Annotated in this window: 18 protein-coding genes and 3 tRNA genes; 14 read left to right on the forward strand and 7 right to left on the reverse strand. The window is 70.2% G+C overall.

Translation table 11 applies throughout. From position 1 onward, the window contains the following. Window positions 1-340: 340 nt before the first annotated feature. Window positions 341-835 carry a PPOX class F420-dependent oxidoreductase gene (locus GEV28_RS36560; protein WP_291417962.1) on the reverse strand — a complete coding sequence of 165 codons (495 nt, stop codon included), beginning with the start codon at window positions 833-835 and terminating at the stop codon, window positions 341-343. A 104-nt stretch (window positions 836-939) separates the two neighbouring features. On the opposite strand from GEV28_RS36560, the gene GEV28_RS36565 reads away from it, so the two are divergent. The 3 genes from GEV28_RS36565 to GEV28_RS36575 all read left to right on the forward strand — a co-directional run bounded on the left by GEV28_RS36565 (window position 940) and on the right by GEV28_RS36575 (window position 5,634). Further along, window positions 940-1,737: an alpha/beta fold hydrolase gene (locus tag GEV28_RS36565; RefSeq protein WP_291417964.1), complete on the forward strand. Its 798-nt coding sequence runs from the start codon at window positions 940-942 to the stop codon at window positions 1,735-1,737. Further along, window positions 1,734-2,798 (forward strand): winged helix DNA-binding domain-containing protein, encoded by a 1,065-nt coding sequence (locus tag GEV28_RS36570; protein WP_291417966.1) that lies wholly within the window; start codon window positions 1,734-1,736, stop codon window positions 2,796-2,798. Before GEV28_RS36565 ends, GEV28_RS36570 begins: the two co-directional genes overlap by 4 nt. Before the next feature lie 175 nt (window positions 2,799-2,973). After that, window positions 2,974-5,634, forward strand: coding sequence for an EAL domain-containing protein (locus GEV28_RS36575; RefSeq protein WP_291417968.1), 2,661 nt, complete (start codon window positions 2,974-2,976; stop codon window positions 5,632-5,634). Window positions 5,635-5,756: 122 nt separating this feature from the next. On the opposite strand, the gene GEV28_RS36580 is transcribed toward GEV28_RS36575, so the two are convergent. The 3 genes from GEV28_RS36580 to GEV28_RS36590 all read right to left on the reverse strand — a co-directional run bounded on the left by GEV28_RS36580 (window position 5,757) and on the right by GEV28_RS36590 (window position 7,600). Next, window positions 5,757-6,125, reverse strand: coding sequence for a hypothetical protein (locus GEV28_RS36580; RefSeq protein ID WP_291417970.1), 369 nt, complete (start codon window positions 6,123-6,125; stop codon window positions 5,757-5,759). Then, entirely contained in the window at window positions 6,122-7,129 is a 1,008-nt protein-coding gene (locus tag GEV28_RS36585) for a hypothetical protein (protein ID WP_291417972.1), read from the reverse strand. Before GEV28_RS36585 ends, GEV28_RS36580 begins: the two co-directional genes overlap by 4 nt. A gap of 78 nt (window positions 7,130-7,207) precedes the next feature. Further along, window positions 7,208-7,600 (reverse strand): hypothetical protein, encoded by a 393-nt coding sequence (locus tag GEV28_RS36590; protein WP_291417974.1) that lies wholly within the window; start codon window positions 7,598-7,600, stop codon window positions 7,208-7,210. A 77-nt stretch (window positions 7,601-7,677) separates the two neighbouring features. On the opposite strand from GEV28_RS36590, the gene GEV28_RS36595 reads away from it, so the two are divergent. The 5 genes from GEV28_RS36595 (at window position 7,678) to GEV28_RS36615 (ending at window position 9,065) form a co-directional block, all read left to right on the forward strand. After that, window positions 7,678-7,750, forward strand: a tRNA-Thr gene (locus GEV28_RS36595). A gap of 176 nt (window positions 7,751-7,926) precedes the next feature. Continuing rightward, window positions 7,927-7,999: transfer RNA gene (locus tag GEV28_RS36600), tRNA-Met, on the forward strand. 32 nt (window positions 8,000-8,031) lie between these two features. Further along, entirely contained in the window at window positions 8,032-8,196 is a 165-nt protein-coding gene (gene rpmG, locus GEV28_RS36605; protein ID WP_291417976.1) for a 50S ribosomal protein L33, read from the forward strand. Continuing rightward, window positions 8,197-8,643: a MaoC family dehydratase N-terminal domain-containing protein gene (locus GEV28_RS36610; protein ID WP_291417977.1), complete on the forward strand. Its 447-nt coding sequence runs from the start codon at window positions 8,197-8,199 to the stop codon at window positions 8,641-8,643. Next, on the forward strand, window positions 8,643-9,065 hold the full coding sequence (locus GEV28_RS36615) for a MaoC family dehydratase (RefSeq protein WP_291417980.1): 423 nt from the start codon (window positions 8,643-8,645) through the stop codon (window positions 9,063-9,065). Before GEV28_RS36610 ends, GEV28_RS36615 begins: the two co-directional genes overlap by 1 nt. A gap of 91 nt (window positions 9,066-9,156) precedes the next feature. Here the strand turns inward: GEV28_RS36615 and GEV28_RS36620 are convergent, their stop codons facing one another. Further along, window positions 9,157-10,161: an amidohydrolase family protein gene (locus tag GEV28_RS36620; RefSeq protein WP_291417981.1), complete on the reverse strand. Its 1,005-nt coding sequence runs from the start codon at window positions 10,159-10,161 to the stop codon at window positions 9,157-9,159. 2 nt (window positions 10,162-10,163) lie between these two features. Next, entirely contained in the window at window positions 10,164-10,721 is a 558-nt protein-coding gene (locus GEV28_RS36625; RefSeq protein WP_291417982.1) for a metal-sulfur cluster assembly factor, read from the reverse strand. Between the two features lie 234 nt (window positions 10,722-10,955). On the opposite strand from GEV28_RS36625, the gene GEV28_RS36630 reads away from it, so the two are divergent. Next, the gene (locus GEV28_RS36630) at window positions 10,956-11,714 is read left to right on the forward strand and encodes an IclR family transcriptional regulator C-terminal domain-containing protein (RefSeq protein WP_291417984.1); all 759 of its coding nucleotides are present in this window, start codon (window positions 10,956-10,958) and stop codon (window positions 11,712-11,714) included. A 3-nt stretch (window positions 11,715-11,717) separates the two neighbouring features. On the opposite strand, the gene GEV28_RS36635 is transcribed toward GEV28_RS36630, so the two are convergent. Next, window positions 11,718-12,938, reverse strand: coding sequence for a pyridoxal phosphate-dependent aminotransferase (locus GEV28_RS36635; protein ID WP_291417986.1), 1,221 nt, complete (start codon window positions 12,936-12,938; stop codon window positions 11,718-11,720). A gap of 58 nt (window positions 12,939-12,996) precedes the next feature. Between GEV28_RS36635 and GEV28_RS36640 the strand changes: the two genes are divergently transcribed. The 5 genes from GEV28_RS36640 (at window position 12,997) to rplK (ending at window position 15,605) form a co-directional block, all read left to right on the forward strand. After that, a complete protein-coding gene (locus tag GEV28_RS36640; protein ID WP_291417988.1) occupies window positions 12,997-13,413 on the forward strand; it encodes a hypothetical protein in 417 nt (138 codons plus the stop codon). Window positions 13,414-13,547: 134 nt separating this feature from the next. Further along, window positions 13,548-13,620, forward strand: a tRNA-Trp gene (locus tag GEV28_RS36645). 42 nt (window positions 13,621-13,662) lie between these two features. Continuing rightward, on the forward strand, window positions 13,663-14,154 hold the full coding sequence (gene secE, locus GEV28_RS36650; protein ID WP_291417990.1) for a preprotein translocase subunit SecE: 492 nt from the start codon (window positions 13,663-13,665) through the stop codon (window positions 14,152-14,154). Window positions 14,155-14,236: 82 nt separating this feature from the next. Further along, the gene (nusG, locus tag GEV28_RS36655; protein ID WP_291417992.1) at window positions 14,237-15,103 is read left to right on the forward strand and encodes a transcription termination/antitermination protein NusG; all 867 of its coding nucleotides are present in this window, start codon (window positions 14,237-14,239) and stop codon (window positions 15,101-15,103) included. A gap of 67 nt (window positions 15,104-15,170) precedes the next feature. Beyond that, window positions 15,171-15,605, forward strand: a complete 435-nt coding sequence (gene rplK / locus GEV28_RS36660) for a 50S ribosomal protein L11 (RefSeq protein ID WP_291417994.1) — start codon at window positions 15,171-15,173, stop codon at window positions 15,603-15,605. The last annotated feature ends 302 nt before the right edge of the window (window positions 15,606-15,907 follow it).

Below are 15,907 nucleotides of genomic sequence, written 5' to 3' on the forward strand. Positions count from 1 at the left end.
GATACTCGCCGCGACATACCGGGCCCGTCGTCCACGTTGATCCACAACGCGACAGACTCACAGATCGGCAGGTCAGACACATCACCGACACGCCTGACCTGTCCACCCCACCTCATGTGCGGAAGACGGGGCTAGCCGGTCCTCGGATCGTTCGTCAGCGGTCCCGGCGACCACGGAGGGCTCGCCGTTGCCGACGACTGGGGGACTGCCATGGACGACACGGAGCCGACATCGCGGAGCGTCCTGAGCCGGTGGGGACTCGTCGGGCTGGTCGCCGGTGCCGGGCGAGGACGCGCGTCATCGGCTCCGCCTACGTCCCCGGGGCGACGGCCTGCACCACTCACAGGCCGTCGACTCCTGGCGCGCCGGGTTCGACGCCATGTTCCACGTCGGCCGGGTCGCCGCCACCCGCCTTGGCCGACCGGTGCACGGTCCGCCGCGCCGGGTACCAGGTGTCGCCCGCGGGCTCGCCAGCGAGGTTCCAGCTCCACGAGACCGTCGGGGTGATCCGCGTGTAGAGGCCGGGACCGACGAGCCCCACCCGCTCGACCGGCTCGTCGGCGACGCCGTAGACCCGCACGCACCGCGCGACGAACGGCTGGAGCGACACGAGGTCGTCGACGAGCAGCGCCACGTTCCGGTTGCCGGCCCGGATGTTGCGGAACTTCCGGGTGTGCGTGACCGACTCGCCGGACCCGCCCACCCAGAAGTACGTCCCGTCGAACTCGAACGCGAGCGGCACGACGTCGGGCTGCTCCCCGTCGGCGCAGAGCGTGGCGACCCGGGCGAGCGGCTGCGACCGCAGGTAGGCGACCTCGTCCTCGGTGAAGGACACGTCGTCTCCTTTCGTAGGACGGCTTCACCGCTCAGACGAACGGCACCCGACCGGATCGACATCACCGGCCGGTTTTGTCGGACCCCGCGGCTACCGTCGCCGACATGGAGATCTTCGAATGGCGGGGGCGGGCCGTGGCCTGGGAGCGCATGGGCACCGGGCCGCCCATGGTGCTCTGTCACGGCACGCCCTGGTCCTCGCGGCTCTGGGCGGAGCTCGCACGGGGGTTGGCGGCCGAGTTCACCGTCCATCTCTATGACATGCCGGGATACGGGGAGTCCTCCAAGCACCCGGAACACGCCGTCGACCTCGGGACGCAGGGGGAGGTGCTCGCCGACCTGCTCGACCACTGGGGCCTCGACCGGCCGCGCGTGGTGGCGCACGACTACGGCGGGGCGGTCTCCCTGCGGGCCCACCTGCTGCACGGGCGGGGCTACCGGTCGCTCACCCTGGTCGACGTCGTCGCGCTCAGACCGTGGGGATCGGAGTTCTTCCGGCTGGTCAAGGAGCACGCCGACGTCTTCGCGCGGCAGCCGCCGGTCGTGCACAGGGGCGCGCTGGAGGCCTACATCCGCACCGCGAGCCACCGGGGGCTCACCGGCGAGCAGCTCGCCACCCTCACCGCGCCGTGGCTCACCACGGCGGGGCAGCGGGCGTTCTACCGGCAGATCGCCGAGGCCGACGAGCGGTTCACCGACGAGATCGAGCCCAGGTACGCCGAGCTCGACCTGCCGGTCACGGTCATCTGGGGCGCGGAGGACACCTGGATCCCGGTCGACCGGGCGAGGAGGCTCGCCTCGCTGATACCCGGGGCCCGAACGGAGATCATCACCGGCGCCGGGCACCTCGTCCAGTACGACGCCCCCGCCGAGCTCGCGCTGGCCGTGCGGCGCTCGCTGTGAGAACGCTCAACGCCACCCGGACCCGGCAGGTCCGCGCCGCGGCGCAGGGGCTCGCCGGTCGGGCGGCCACCGTCGAGGAGGCCGTGCGGAAGGTCGTCGCGCTGCAGGCCCAGGACGTGCGGGCCAACCGGCTCGCGGTCCGGGTCAGGACCAGCGGGCTCACCGCCGCCGACGTCGACGCCGCCTGCCGCGACCGCACGGTCGTCCGGACCTGGGCCATGCGCGGCACGCTCCATATGCTCGCCGCCGAGGACTTCGGCTGGGTCACCGGGCTCCTCGGGCCCCACTTCGCCCCCCGGGGCGCACCCCGCAGGCGCCGGCTCGGGCTCGACGAGGCCACCCTCGAACGCGCTACGGCGGGCCTCGATGCCGAGCTGGCGACACCGTTGACCAGGGCCGAGATCGTGGCGCGACTGGCCGACCACGGCACGGCGCTCGACGCCAGGAGCCAGGCGCCCGCCCACCTCCTCGGGTACGCCGCGCTCACCGGCCAGGTCTGCCGCGGCCCGGACACCGGCAAGGACGAGGCGACCTACGTCCTGGTCCGCGAGTGGCTCGGTCCGCAGAAGTCCCTGGACGAGGAGGAGGCACTCGCGAGGCTCGCGGAGCGCTACCTCGCCGGCCACGGCCCGGCCACCGCGGCCGACCTCGCCGCCTGGTCGGGGCTTCCCGCCGGCAAGGTGAAGGCCGCCATGGCCGCCGTCGCGACCGAGCCGGTCGAGGCGGCCGGGGTGGCCGCACACATGCTCCCGGACCAACCGGACGAACCGCCGGCACCCACCCGGTTACTCGGCCACTTCGACGCCTACCTACTCGGCTACCGCGGCCGCGAGCTCGCCGTCCCCCACGCCTACGCGAGCACCATCCAGGCTGGTGGGGGCTTCGTGATGCCCGCCGTGCTGGCGGCCGGGCGGGTCGTCGGCACCTGGCGGCTCACGTCCACAAAGGACTCCGCGAAGGTCGAGCTCGAGCCGTTCGGCACGAGCCCGCTGCCGGATTACCGTAACGAGGTGGCTGACCTCGGGCGATTCCTCCGCAGGCAGGTCGTGTCAGGGACGTAACGGAGTGACACCCGAACGTGTCCAATCCGTGTCACGGTTTGCGCAGTCCATTTAGCACAGTCGGTTTCTTCGCTCGGACGGGGTACAGTTACGCGACCGTGACTTGCCCGTTCGGGGCGTCGTCACTGTGCGGCGGATACGACCTGGTTGTCGCCCGGACGGCCGAGGAGAGTGCATGCCCGACACGGCACACGAGCGCACCACACCTACGGAGCCGCCCGCCGATACGGCGGCCGGTGACCCCGCGGTCGATCGGCACTTCGGCATCTTCTCGATGATCGTCCTGGTCACCGGGGTCGCCGCGGCCGTGCTCATGTCCCTGTGGCTGCCGCTGCACCCGAGCACCGAGCTCATCGGCACCGGCCTCCTGCTGGTCCTCGCGTTCCTGGTCGTCGAGCAGCTCTCGGTCAACATCGACGTCCGCGGCGGCGTCTCCTGGACCATCTCGTTCACCGAGATACCGCTCGCGATAGGCCTGTTCGTCGCGCCGTTCCAGGTCGTGCTCGCCGCCCACCTCATCGCCGGCGTCGGCACCCTGCTCGCCCGCCGCGTGCAGGACCGGGTGCTCTACAACACCGGCGCCGAGATCCTCGAGATCTCCACCGCGTTCACCGTGTTCACCGTCGCCGGCAGCGCACTGCAGGGCGGCCCGACCTGGTTCCCCGTGTTCGTCGGCGCGCTGTCCGCCCCGGTCACCAGCACCCTGCTCGCGCTCGCCGCGGTATACATCCTCGGCCGCCGGATGCGCCTGAACGCGGCCACCAAGCTCGTCTCGCGCACGCTCGTCCTCGGCCTGGTCAACGCCTCCGTCGGCGTCGTCGGCTACGAGGTCGCCACCAACGTCGACCACGGCTGGCCGCTCGTGCTGGCCATGCTCGGCGGCGTGTGGGCGCTCTACCTCGCCTACTCGGGCCTGCTGCGCGAGCAGCGCGACCTCGAGGCGCTGTCCGAGGTCAGCCTGATCGTCGCGCGTTCCGGTCGGCGCGCGGCCGCCCGCCCGGCCACGGGGCAGGACACCGCGAACGCGGTCAAGTCCGACGACTGGGACGGCATCGCGCAGCGGATCAAGGACCAGCTCGGCGCCGCCCGGGTGGTGCTGCGGCTGCGGTTCGACCCGCAGTCCCCGATGCACACCGTGGTCGCCGGCGACGACCTGCCGGCGGAGATGGTCGACCTGGACGCCGCCGGCAGCCGCGCGGACGCCCTCCTGCGGCTGCCCGGCTCGCACGTGCGCCACTTCAGGAGGCTCGACGCGCTGCCCGAGATCCGGCACGCGCTCGTGCAGCGCGGCACCCAGGAGGCGCTCGTCGTCCCGCTGCGCAGCGCCAGCCACCTGCTCGGCGTGGTCGAGGCGCACGACAAGCTCAACCGCTGGCGCGGGTTCGGCCAGGCCGACCTGCGGATGATCGGCACCACGGCCCGCCACCTCGCCACCGCGCTCGACAACCGCCGGCTGCTCGCGACCCTGCGCCACGACGCCTACCACGACCCGCTCACCGGTCTGCACAACCGGCCGGGCTTCCGCCAGCTCGCCACCGAGCTGCTGGAGAGCAGGCCGAGCTCGGTGATGCTGCGGGTCGACCTCGAGGTCCAGCCCGCGATCAGCGACGCGCTCGGCTACGCCTGGAGCGACCGGATCACGATCGCCGCCGGGCGCAGGCTGCGTGACGCGCTCGGCGCCGACACCCCGCTCGCCCGGCTCGAGGGCGGCGCGTTCGCGGCGCTGCTCGTCGGCGCCGACCTCGACCAGGCGCAGGAGGTCGCCGACCGGCTCGTCGCGAGCGTGTCGGCGCCCTACCCCGTGGACCGGCTGACCGTCGAGGCCGGCGTGGTCGTCGGCTACGCGTCGTCCGCGGCGGCCGACGGGGTGATGTTCGACGCCGCCAGCGGCAGCGAGGGCGCGGCCGCCGAGCTGGACGTCGACGAGCTGCTCAAGCGGGCCGACATGGCGGTGCGCGCGGCCCGGTCGGCCGACGAGAAGGTCCGCGCCTACATGCCGACCATGGGTCAGATCTTCCTGCGCCGGTTCCAGCTGGTCACCCAGTTCCGCCAGTCGCTGGAGTCCGGCCAGGTCAGCGTGCACTACCAGCCCAAGGTCGCGCTGCCGCGCCGCGAGGTGCTCGGCGTCGAGGCGCTGGTCCGCTGGCGGCACCCGGAGTTCGGCGACCTGCACCCCGATGAGTTCGTGCCGGCCGTCGAGGCCGCGGGTCTCGTCGACGCGCTCACCGACTTCGTGCTGGACAAGGCGCTCATCCGGGCGCGCAAGTGGATGGACCGCTCGCTGCGCATCGGGGTGGCGGTCAACCTGTCCGTGCGCAGCCTCGCCGACCTCGAGTTCCCGAACCGGGTGTCGGCCGCGCTGGCTCGGCACCGGGTGCCACCGGAGCTGCTGACGCTGGAGCTCACCGAGTCTGGTGTGATGGCCGACCCGGCCCGGGCGCTGCCGGTGCTGCGGGCGCTGCACAACCTCGGCGTCGTGCTGGCGGTCGACGACTTCGGCACCGGTTACTCCTCGCTCGCGTACCTGCGCCAGCTGCCGGTCGACGAGGTGAAGATCGACAAGAGCTTCGTGTTCGGCATGGGCAGCGACCTCGGTGACCTGGCGGTCGTCCGGTCGATCGTCGAGCTCGGCCACTCGCTCGGCCTCATCGTGGTCGCCGAGGGCGTTGAGGAGGACGCCGCGCGCGACCAGCTGGCCGCCATGGGCTGCGACGTCGCACAGGGCTACCTGATCTCGCGCCCGCTGTCCGAGGATCGGTTGGAGGCCTGGCTGCAGGCGCGCACCGCCCAGGCGAGGGGACTGCGCGACGAGACGGTGCTCACCCTGCTGTCCTAGACCGCCTCCCCGGAATCAAAAGTGTTGGTTGCGTTCCAGTGGACGGTGCGGACCTCCGGTGGTTGGTGGCTGGGTACCGTCACGGTCCCCTGAGCTGCCGTTTGGTCGGCGGGAGGCGATGCCTAGAGATCCTCGGTGGGCGGGAACGGGTCGAAGTCGTCGTCCTCCTCGATCGCGGCGCGGGTCGCCTCACCGTTCTCCGCGATCATCCGGGTGAGCAGTCCCTGGAGCAGGATGGAGTTGGGCGAGTCGCCGGAGAAGATCGCGGCCCAGCTGTCCTGCCCCTCGTCGACGCGCCGCGCGAGCTCCTGCATGTCGAACCCGAGGTCACCGCGCTCCGCCGACTCCTGGAGGTCCCGCAGCTCCGCCGGTGTCGGCTGGTTGTCGCGCTCGAAGCGGGCCAGGTCGACCCTCGCCCGCGCGACGACCTGGTCCAGCTCGGCCGTAGCCTCCCGCAGCTGGTCCTCCAGGCTGGAGAAGTCGCTGGTCACGCCGGGACCTCGGCGGTCGGGACCGGCGGCAGCGACTCGGCGCTGAAGGTGGCGACCGTGGCGATGATGAGCGCCTTGACCATGTTGAGCACGTTCCAGAAGACCATGATCACCTTACGGGCACTGTTGATCATGGTGATCGCCTCCTTCACGGTCTTGATCAGCTTCCACTGCCCGTAGAAGGGGATCGCCGCGTTGGACAGCGCCGCCGAGACCAGGCTGATCACGGTCTTGATGATGTCGACCACGACCTGCGCCATCTTCACCGCCTGGTCAATGGCGTCGTGCAGGTGGCTCGCGACCTGCCGCATGGCCGAGCTCTGGTCGGTCAGGCAGGTGCTCCACTTGTCCATGTGCTTGGCCGACGCGGCGGACGCGTCGCCGGTCCAGGTGTGGGTGATGGCCGCGCGGCCCGAGTCGAGGTTGGCGTCGACGGCGTCCACGCAGTCGGCGACGTGCTGCCACGCCGACACCTGCCGCGAGGCCTTGGCCACGTCCCCGGCGACCCACTGGGTGACGTACTCGCGCGGGTCCGGGCCGCCGACCCAGACCACGAGCTCGCACACCTTGTCGAGGATCCAGCCGAACGACACCTCGGGAAGCGCGGCGCCCGCGTCGGTCGGCGCGGACAGCTCGGCGGCGGCCGGCGCGAGGTCGTCGAAGCCATTGGCGACCCCGTCGTCGGTGATGTCGCCGGTCTCGCCGCCGGGCAGCTCGGCGAAGCGTTCACGGGAGCGGTCGTCGGCCGCTTTGTAGGTGTCCGCGCTCGCACCGAGCGCGGACCGCGCCTTGCCGAGGCCGGTCCCGTCGGTCTGCAGGATGGTGTGGAACGCGGTGAGCAGCGAGGCGTAGTCGGAGGTGATCAGCTCGAGGATCCTGCCGAAGTCGGCGTCGGCCACGTTGCTGGTGGCGTAGCCGTGGGCGGTGCCCATGTCGGCGGAGGCGCGGCCCACCTGACCCGCCCACCCGCGCAGGTCGCTGATCTCCACTGTGACGTCCGCCATGACCCCTCCGCTTCCTCGTCTGGCGACGAGCGTGCCACGGCCGCGGCCCGCGCACCGGCCGAATGCGAAAGCTCGTTCTCAGCGGGTCGTCCAGAAGGCGACCATCAGCGCGCACTGGAGCGCGAACACGCCGAGGATCACCGCCCACTGCCGGCCGAACGACCAGTGCCGCGCGACCGCGACCAGCACCAGCACGCAGCCGACGACACCCGCGGCGACGCAGCCGACCGCCCACGGCGCATCGCCCGACGTCGCCCCGATCACGGCGGCGATGACCGAGAACAGCACCGCTCCCATGATCATCGTCTCGCGCAGGAACCCTTCGGCGACCGCGACCAGGGCTGATGGGACGAAGCGGGCCCACGCTCTGCGGCGCTCGCCGCCCGCCTGCGCGCGGTCTATCGCGTCGGCGCGCCGGTGGGCCGAGCGGAACAGCGGACCGTCCTCAGGTGTCGGTTCCCGTCCTGGCATGGGACAACCTTAGGCCTCGATCCCGATTTCGCGGCGGGGACCGCTCCGTGTACTCTCAGCACGGCTCACGCGAGCACGCCCCAATAGCTCAGTCGGCAGAGCGTCTCCATGGTAAGGAGAAGGTCTACGGTTCGATTCCGTATTGGGGCTCGCGATTGAGCGTTCCCTGTCCGCCGACGACGCGGACCTGGATCGCTTCGCTACTATCTTCTGGGGGCCCAGCCCCCAGACCCCAGCCGGGGGCAAGCCCCCTGGACCCCCGGGCGGGGGTCGCGCGGCGATCGTGTCGCCGTGCGGCGTTCAGCCAGGGGGGCTTTTTTTGGTATGGCGGTGTAGCTCAGTCGGTAGAGCAAGCGGCTCATAATCGCTGTGTCGCCGGTTCAAGTCCGGCCACCGCTACGCGGGTATCTGTTGGAGAGAGAGGCAAGGCCGTGGCTGGCAGCGACGTGCGACCGAAGATCACGCTGGCGTGCGAGGAGTGCAAGCACCGTAACTACATCACCAAGAAGAACCGGCGTAACGACCCGGACCGCTTGGAGATGAAGAAGTTCTGCCCGAACTGTGGCACGCACCGCCTGCACAAGGAAACCCGCTAGGTGCCGCTGGACCCGTCCTACGTCGGGCACGCGTACCCGCGTTCGGAGATCTACGAGGTCGGCCGGGAGAAGGTCAGGGAGTTCGCGGACGCCATCGGTGACCCACACCCGATGTACCGCGACGTCGATGCCGCGAAGTCGGCCGGCCATCCCGACGTGATCGCCCCGCCGACCTTCGTCATGGTCCTGTTCAACAAGTACGCCCTCGAGGCCGTCGTGCGGGACCCGGGCCTCGGGCTCGACTACGACCGCATGGTGCACGGCGACATGACGTTCACCTACACGCGGCCCGTGCAGGCCGGTGACCAGCTCGTCGTCACCACCTACATCGACGACATCATGGCCCGCGCCGGCAACGACTTCCTGACCCTGCGCGCGGAGATCGACACCGTGGACGGCGACCAGGTGATCACCGCTCGCGCCCAGCTCGTGGTCAGGGGCTCGTGATGGCCGCGAGCACCGGGGTCGCCGCCGGCTCCGAGCTCCCGCCGCTGGAGCTGCGGGTCCGCCGGTCGGACCTGGTGCGCTACGCGGGCGCGTCGCTGGACTTCAACCCGATCCACTGGAACGAGCGGGTCGCCGACGAGGTGGGCCTGCCCGGCGTGATCGCGCACGGCATGTACACGATGGCCATCGCAGGCCGCATCGTCACCGACTGGCTGACCGACCCGGGCGCGCTCCTCGAGTACGGCGCCCGCTTCATCCGCCCGGTCATCGTCCCGAACGACGACGAGGGCGCGCGGGTCGAGGTCACCGCCAAGGTCCGCGACATCCGCGACGACGGCACCGCGCGGATCGACATCACCGCGAAGTTCGAGGGCAAGGCCGTCCTGGGCAAGGCCATCGCCATCGTCCGCCTCCCCGAGTAGCGGGCCCGCCACACACGAAAGACGCCTTCCGGACATCCGAACGGTCCGGAAGGCGTCAGTCGCCGGCGGGGTCAGGGCCGGTCTCGGCGTCCTACTTGCGACGCCCGAGCTTGGTGCGGGCGGTCTCCACGTCCATGCCGTGCAGGCGCAGCAGGTTCTCGCCCAGGATCTTGCGTTTCGCGGTGTCGGTCAGCTGGGGATAGCCGTAGCCGTCGCACAGGTCCTGGGGGATCTGGAAGTCCATGAACGCCCGGAGCGCCCACTGCGGGTGGAAGATCGGCGCCTCGCTGCCGTAGACGATCTTGTCCTCGCCGCACCAGAACAGCAGCTTCCCGAGGATCTCGGCGAACATCCGCGGCGCGCGGACCAGGAAGTTGATCGTGGCCGCCAGCGACGCGTACAGGTTCGGGTAGCGGATCAGCTGCCAGCAGGTCTCGTCGAGGAACGGCAGCCCGACGTGGTAGATCACGAAGTTGATGTCGGGGAAGTTGGCCGCCGCGCCGTCCATGTCCCACGTCTGGGTGTGCTCGATGGGCTGCGGCCCGAGCGGCACGCCCTTGTGCACGCCGATCAGGTTGACGCCGAGCTCCTGGGCCTTCTCGAAGATCGGGAACGCGATCTGCGGGTCGTCCATCCGCCACGGGAACGGCCTCCCGTAGTCGTAGCGCACGTTGTAGAACTTGAACGCCTTCGCGCCGAACTCGCCGACCTGGCGTTCCATGAGGTCGAGCGCCTTGCGGCCCTCGAGCGGGTTCACCGAGCCCCAGAGAATCGTCCGGTCCGGGTCCCGCTGGGCGAGCTCGGCGCACTCCTCCCACGGCGACAGGCCGTCGGCGAACATGTCGGTCAGTGGCAGGGGCATCGCCACGAGCATGTCCGTATCGGACTCCTCGTAAACCATCTGCCGGATGTCGTCGATGGTCCAGTTCTTCAGGAACTGGTCGGCCGACAGGTGCTCCTCGCCGTCCGGGGTGAGCGTGGCGTGGAACGCGTAGAGATGGTTGGCGAACATCTCGCCCGGCTTGCCGAACGCGTTCTTCGACTCGAAGTTGAACGGGTGCGCCACGCCGTCGAACACGAACGTGTCGTCGATCATGACTAGACCGCCTCCCCGGAATTGACCCGTGGGGTCACGATGTGTTGATGCCGTTCAGTTCGGCGCGTACCGGTGGCTGGGTCGCGTCCCGTTCCCCTTGGGTGCGGTTGGCAGGCACGCGGTTCGTGCGGGTTCCCGGCTGCTTGACCAGCTGAGGTTGGCACAAGGGGTGTCATGGTCGTTCCCCTTCTCTCGCTGGGTTGGTGCGCGGCGATGTAACCGCTCCGGTCGGACACCGCGACCGGGTCGGGCAGGAAGCGGAGCTTGCCGCGGGCCGAGTCGGACAGCCGGTCGGTGGTCCACGCGGTGTCCCAGACGACCTCGACCTGCGCCGAGTCGATGTCGGGCAGCAGCTCCATGCGGTCCCGCACGTCGGTGATCACCTGGACCGCGAACGGGCACCAGCCAGAGGTGAGGAGCAGCTGGACGTGGGCGTGCCGGTCGGTGACGGACACGGCGTGCACCAGGCCCATGTCCACCACGGAGATGCCCTTCTCGCGGCAGCACGGATCGAACACATCGGACAGCGCGCTGAGGAAGCGCTGCGGGATCTCGTCCATGCATCGAGGCTTGCAGCGGGCCGGGCGGGGAGGAAGGCCGCAGATTTCAGATGACGAAATGCGCTGGTGTGGCGAGCGCTTGTGATCTGACGCACAATGGAAATCCGGTGCTTGGCTCGCGGGACGGTGACAAGTGAGCGAGCTTGCGAGCGAACCATGTGACAGGGCGACCGCGAGCGGACCAATGTCACAGGGCGACCGCGAGCGGCGACACCGAGCCTGCGAGAGGTCGTCGTGAACGAACAAGTGCCCGCGCCGTCCGACCTCGTCCGTTCGGTGTCCCGGGCATTTCGCATCCTCGAGGAGGTCGGGGCCAGTACCGCGCCGCTGACGGTCAAGGCCGTCGCCCGGCGGTGCGGGCTCAACCTGTCCACGGCCTACCACCTGGTGCGCACCCTCACCTACGAGGGTTACCTCGTGCGGGACCGCGCCGGGCTTTACGTGCTGGGCTCCTCGGTAGCCCGGCGCTTCCACGACCTGCAAGCCTCGTTCGACCAGCCCCCGGAGGTGCACGAGGTGCTGCGGCACCTCTCGGCGATGACCCGGCGGACCGCCTACCTCGGCCGGTTCGTCTCGGGCCGGATCCTCATCACCGACCTGGTCGAGGGGCCGGAGTCGCCCTACCTGGAGGACCTGGAGGTCGGGCTGAACGTCGCCGCGCACGCCACGGTGATCGGGAAGGTCCTGCTCGCGGCAATGCCTCGCGCGCGACGCACGGCGTACCTGGCCGAGCAGGGGATGCGGCGGTTCACCACGCGGACCGTCATCGACACCGACTCGCTGGAGGTCGAGCTCGCCGGACTCCGCGCGGGGGAGCCGGTGCTGGAGCACGGCCAGTTCCGCGACGGCGTGTCCTGTGTGGGCGCGCTGGTCCGGCGTTCGTGCCCCGAGGACTCGTGGGCCGTCGTTGCCTCGACCCGCGCGGACGAGGTGCCGGCGCAGGTCGTCTGGCACACGATGCGTGCGGCGGAGGACCTGGCGCCGGCTCGCTGACTGCTACCTGTACTTCGCCTCGCGGAGCAGGTCGCCCATGCGGGTGACGCCCGTGGCCAGGTCCTCGTCGCCCAGCGCGTAGCTCAGCCGGAAGTAGCCGGGGGTCCCGAACGCCTCGCCGGGGACCACCGCCACCTCCGCGTGCTCGAGCACCAGCGCGGCCAGCGCCACGCTCGTCGACCCGACCGTGCCGCGGATCGTCTTGCCCAGCAACGCCTTCACCGACGGGTACGCGTAGAACGCGCCCTGCGGCGTCGGCACCTCGACGCCGGGGATCTCCGACAGCAGCTTCACGATCGTGCGGCGCCGGCGGTCGAACGCCTCGCGCATCTCGTGCGCGGCGTCCAGCGGGCCGGACACGGCGGCGAGCGCCGCGCGCTGGGACACGTTGGCCACGTTCGACGACAGGTGCGACTGCAGGTTGGCGGCCGCCTTGGTGACGTCCGCGGGGCTGATCATCCAGCCCACCCGCCAGCCGGTCATCGCGTAGGTCTTGGCCACCCCGTTGACCACGATGCAGGTGTCGGCGAGCTCCGGCACCGCGACCGGCATCGACACCGCCTGGGCGCCGTCGTAGGTGAGGTGCTCGTAGATCTCGTCCGTGATCACCCAGATGCCGTGCTCGACGGCCCAGCGCCCGATCGCCTCGACCTGCTCGCGCGGGTACACCGCACCGGTCGGGTTGGACGGGGAGCAGAACAGCAGCGCCTTGGTGCGCGGGGTGCGCGCGGCCTCCAGCTGCCCGACCGTGACGAGGTATCCGCTGGACTCGTCGGTGACCACCGGCACCGCGACGCCGCCGGCGAGGCCGATCGACTCGGGGTAGGTGGTCCAGTACGGCGCGGGCAGCAGCACCTCGTCGCCGGGGTCGACGATCGTGGCGAACGCCTGGTAGACGGCCTGCTTGCCGCCGTTGGTGACGAGCACCTGGTTGGCCTTGACCTCGTAGCCGCTGTCGCGCTTGGTCTTGGCGGCAACCGCTTCGCGCAGCTCGGGGAGGCCGGCGGCGGGCGTGTAGCGGTGGTTGCGCGGGTCCTTGGCCGCCTCGACGGCGGCCTCGACGATCGCGGGAGGAGTGGGGAAGTCGGGCTCGCCGGCGCCGAAGCCGATCACCGGCCGGCCGGCCGCCTTGAGCGCCTTGGCCTTCGCGTCCACGGCGAGCGTGGCGGACTCGGCGATGCCACCGATCCGGGCGGAGATGCGGCGCGGGGAGCTGTCTGCCATGTCAGGAATCGTCGCAGATCCGCCCAACCGAACTGCGGCCGGTCGGTACCTTCGCGGCGTGGAACCCGCGACGTGGTCGGGCCGCACACTCCGCTCGACCTTCCGGACCGACATCCTGCCCGAGCGGGACGCGCTCGCGGACCTGCTGCGGCCGAGGGTCCGCAACCCGGTGCCGACCGACACGCTCAGGGCGCTGCAGCGGGCGCTGCAGCGGCACCTGCACGACCTCGTCCGCGAACGGGCGGGCCACCTCGTCGGGCAGGAGAGGCTGCGGCTGCCGGAGCTCGACGTGCTCACCGAGTTCGAGAAGCCGGAGCTGTGGTTCCCGGTGCCGGGAATGACGGGCGGCTTCCACTGCGTTCTCCAGGGCGTGGAGCTCGAGGTCAGCAGCTGGGTCCGGGTGGTCGAGGGCTCCGGGGAGACGCACCGCGTCCGGGCCGGCGGGTACGAGCTCGTCGAGGAAGGGTACGTCTGACAGGCGCGGTTGCGGGGCGTGTCGGCGCTTGTCGTACACTCTTGAACTTGGAAGTTGACGACCTCACCCCACGCTGGACAGTGGGGTGGGTCGAATGCGTCCACGACCGTGAAGTCGAGAGATCGACTCCACGAAGGGGTGTAGCTCAACTGGCAGAGCAGCGGTCTCCAAAACCGCAGGTTGCAGGTTCAAGTCCTGTCACCCCTGCGTCAGACGCAAGGTGCGGACCCATCGAGCGGAGGAACTGGCGTGGTTGACGACCGGGACAAGGAACGGGACAAGGGACAGGAGCGCCCTTCTCGTCCGGTCACCGCCGCCGCGCGGCGTGAGCGCCGTGCGTCCGCTCGCCCTGCCGCGAGGAAGGACGCGCCGGCCGACGAGAAGTCGTCGAAGTCGGGTGCCAAGGCCGGCGACAAGACCGACGACAAGGCCAAGGCGAAGGTCAGGGGCAAGAGCAAGGACGGCAGCGACAAGTTGGCGGCCAAGTCGGCCACCCGCGGCGAGCACAAGGGCCGGCCCACGCCGACCCGCGACCGCAAGGAGTCCCGTCCGTCGTTGTTCGCGCGGACCGCGCGCTTCATGCGCGAGGTCGTCGCGGAGCTCCGCAAGGTCATCTGGCCGACCCGCAAGCAAATGATCACGTACACGGCCGTCGTGCTGGTCTTCGTGGCCTTCATGGTGGTGCTCATCGCCACGCTGGACCTCGGGCTCACCAAGGGCGTGGCCTGGCTGTTCGGCTGAGCTGCGCCCACGCGGGCGCGCCGGCAGAGTGAACAGGGCAGTGGCAGGGCACGTGATCGATGAAAGGAAGCGAGACCGAACAGTGAGCTCCGAGAACGGCGCGGCTGGCAGCCAGGAGCTGACCGGCTTGAGCGGTGGTGTCGACCAGATCGACGAGGAGGCGGCGGTGTCCGCCGAGGACCGGACCGACGAGTCGGCCGAGTCCGAGAAGTCCGTCGAGGACGGCGTCGAAAGCGCGATCACCGACGACGCCGACGAGGACGCCACCGCCGAGTCCGCCGACGACACGACGGAAGACACGACGGATGAGACCGCGGAGGCGGAGGAGGCCGAGGAGGTCGACCCGGCCACCGAGATGCGCGACGCACTGCGTCGCGCGCCCGGTGAGTGGTACGTCGTGCACTCCTACGCCGGCTACGAGAACAAGGTCAAGACCAACCTCGAGACCCGAATCCAGACCCTGGACATGGAGGACTACATCTTCCAGGTCGAGGTGCCGACGGAGGAGGTCACCGAGATCAAGAACGGGCAGCGCAAGCAGGTCCAGCGCAAGGTGTTGCCCGGTTACATCCTCGTGCGGATGGACCTCAACGACGCCTCGTGGTCCGCGGTGCGCAACACCCCGGGGGTCACCGGCTTCGTCGGCGCGACGTCCAAGCCGTCGCCGCTCACCATCGACGAGGTGCTGAAGTTCCTCCTCCCGCGGGTGGAGGAGGCCAAGCCGGCAACGGGGGGCAAGGGGACGGCGGCCACGCCGGCCAAGGGCCCGGTCGTGGAGGTGGACTTCGAGGTGGGCGAGTCGGTCACCGTCATGGACGGCCCGTTCGCCACCCTGCCCGCCACGATCAGCGAGGTCAACGCCGACGGGCAGAAGCTGAAGGTACTGGTGTCGATCTTCGGCCGGGAGACCCCGGTCGAGCTGTCGTTCAGCCAGGTCTCCAAGATCTGACCGAGCGGAGCTTGCGGAGCGAGAATCACTTCGGTTGCCGAGAGAGAAAGACAGAGCAGGGAAAGAAATGCCACCCAAGAAGAAGAAGAAGCTGTCCGCGATCATCAAGTTGCAGATCACGGCCGGCCAGGCCAACCCGGCGCCCCCCGTGGGTCCCGCGCTGGGTCAGCACGGCGTCAACATCATGGATTTCTGCAAGCAGTACAACGCCGCCACCGAGTCGCAGCGCGGCAACGTGGTGCCGGTCGAGATCTCCGTGTACGAGGACCGCTCGTTCGACTTCAAGCTCAAGACCCCGCCGGCGGCGAAGCTGCTGCTCAAGGCCGCGGGTGTGGACAAGGGCAGCGGCGAGCCGCACCGCCTCAAGGTCGCCAAGGTGACCTGGGACCAGGTGCGCGAGATCGCCGAGCAGAAGAAGAGCGACCTCAACGCCAACGACATCGACCAGGCCGCCAAGATCATCGCCGGCACCGCCCGGTCGATGGGCATCACGGTCGAGTGAGCAACAACCGGCGGCCGATCTCGAGTCGGTGGCCATGCGAGGGAGACCGTCCACGCCGCGCGGAGCGCAGCGAGCACGGCATATCCAACGCAGTCGAGTGAGCAACAACCGGCGGCCGATCTCGAGTCGGTGGCCATGCGAGGGAGACCGTTCACGCCGCGCGGAGCGCAGCGAGCACGGCACATCCAACGCAGTCGAGTGAGCAACAACCGGCGGCCGATCTCGAGTCGGTGGCCATGCGAGGGAGACCGTTCACGCCGCGCGGAGCGCAGCGAGCACGGCACATCCAACGCAGTCGAGTA

The organism is Actinophytocola sp. (assembly GCF_009379765.1).
Taxonomy (GTDB): domain Bacteria; phylum Actinomycetota; class Actinomycetes; order Mycobacteriales; family Pseudonocardiaceae; genus Actinophytocola.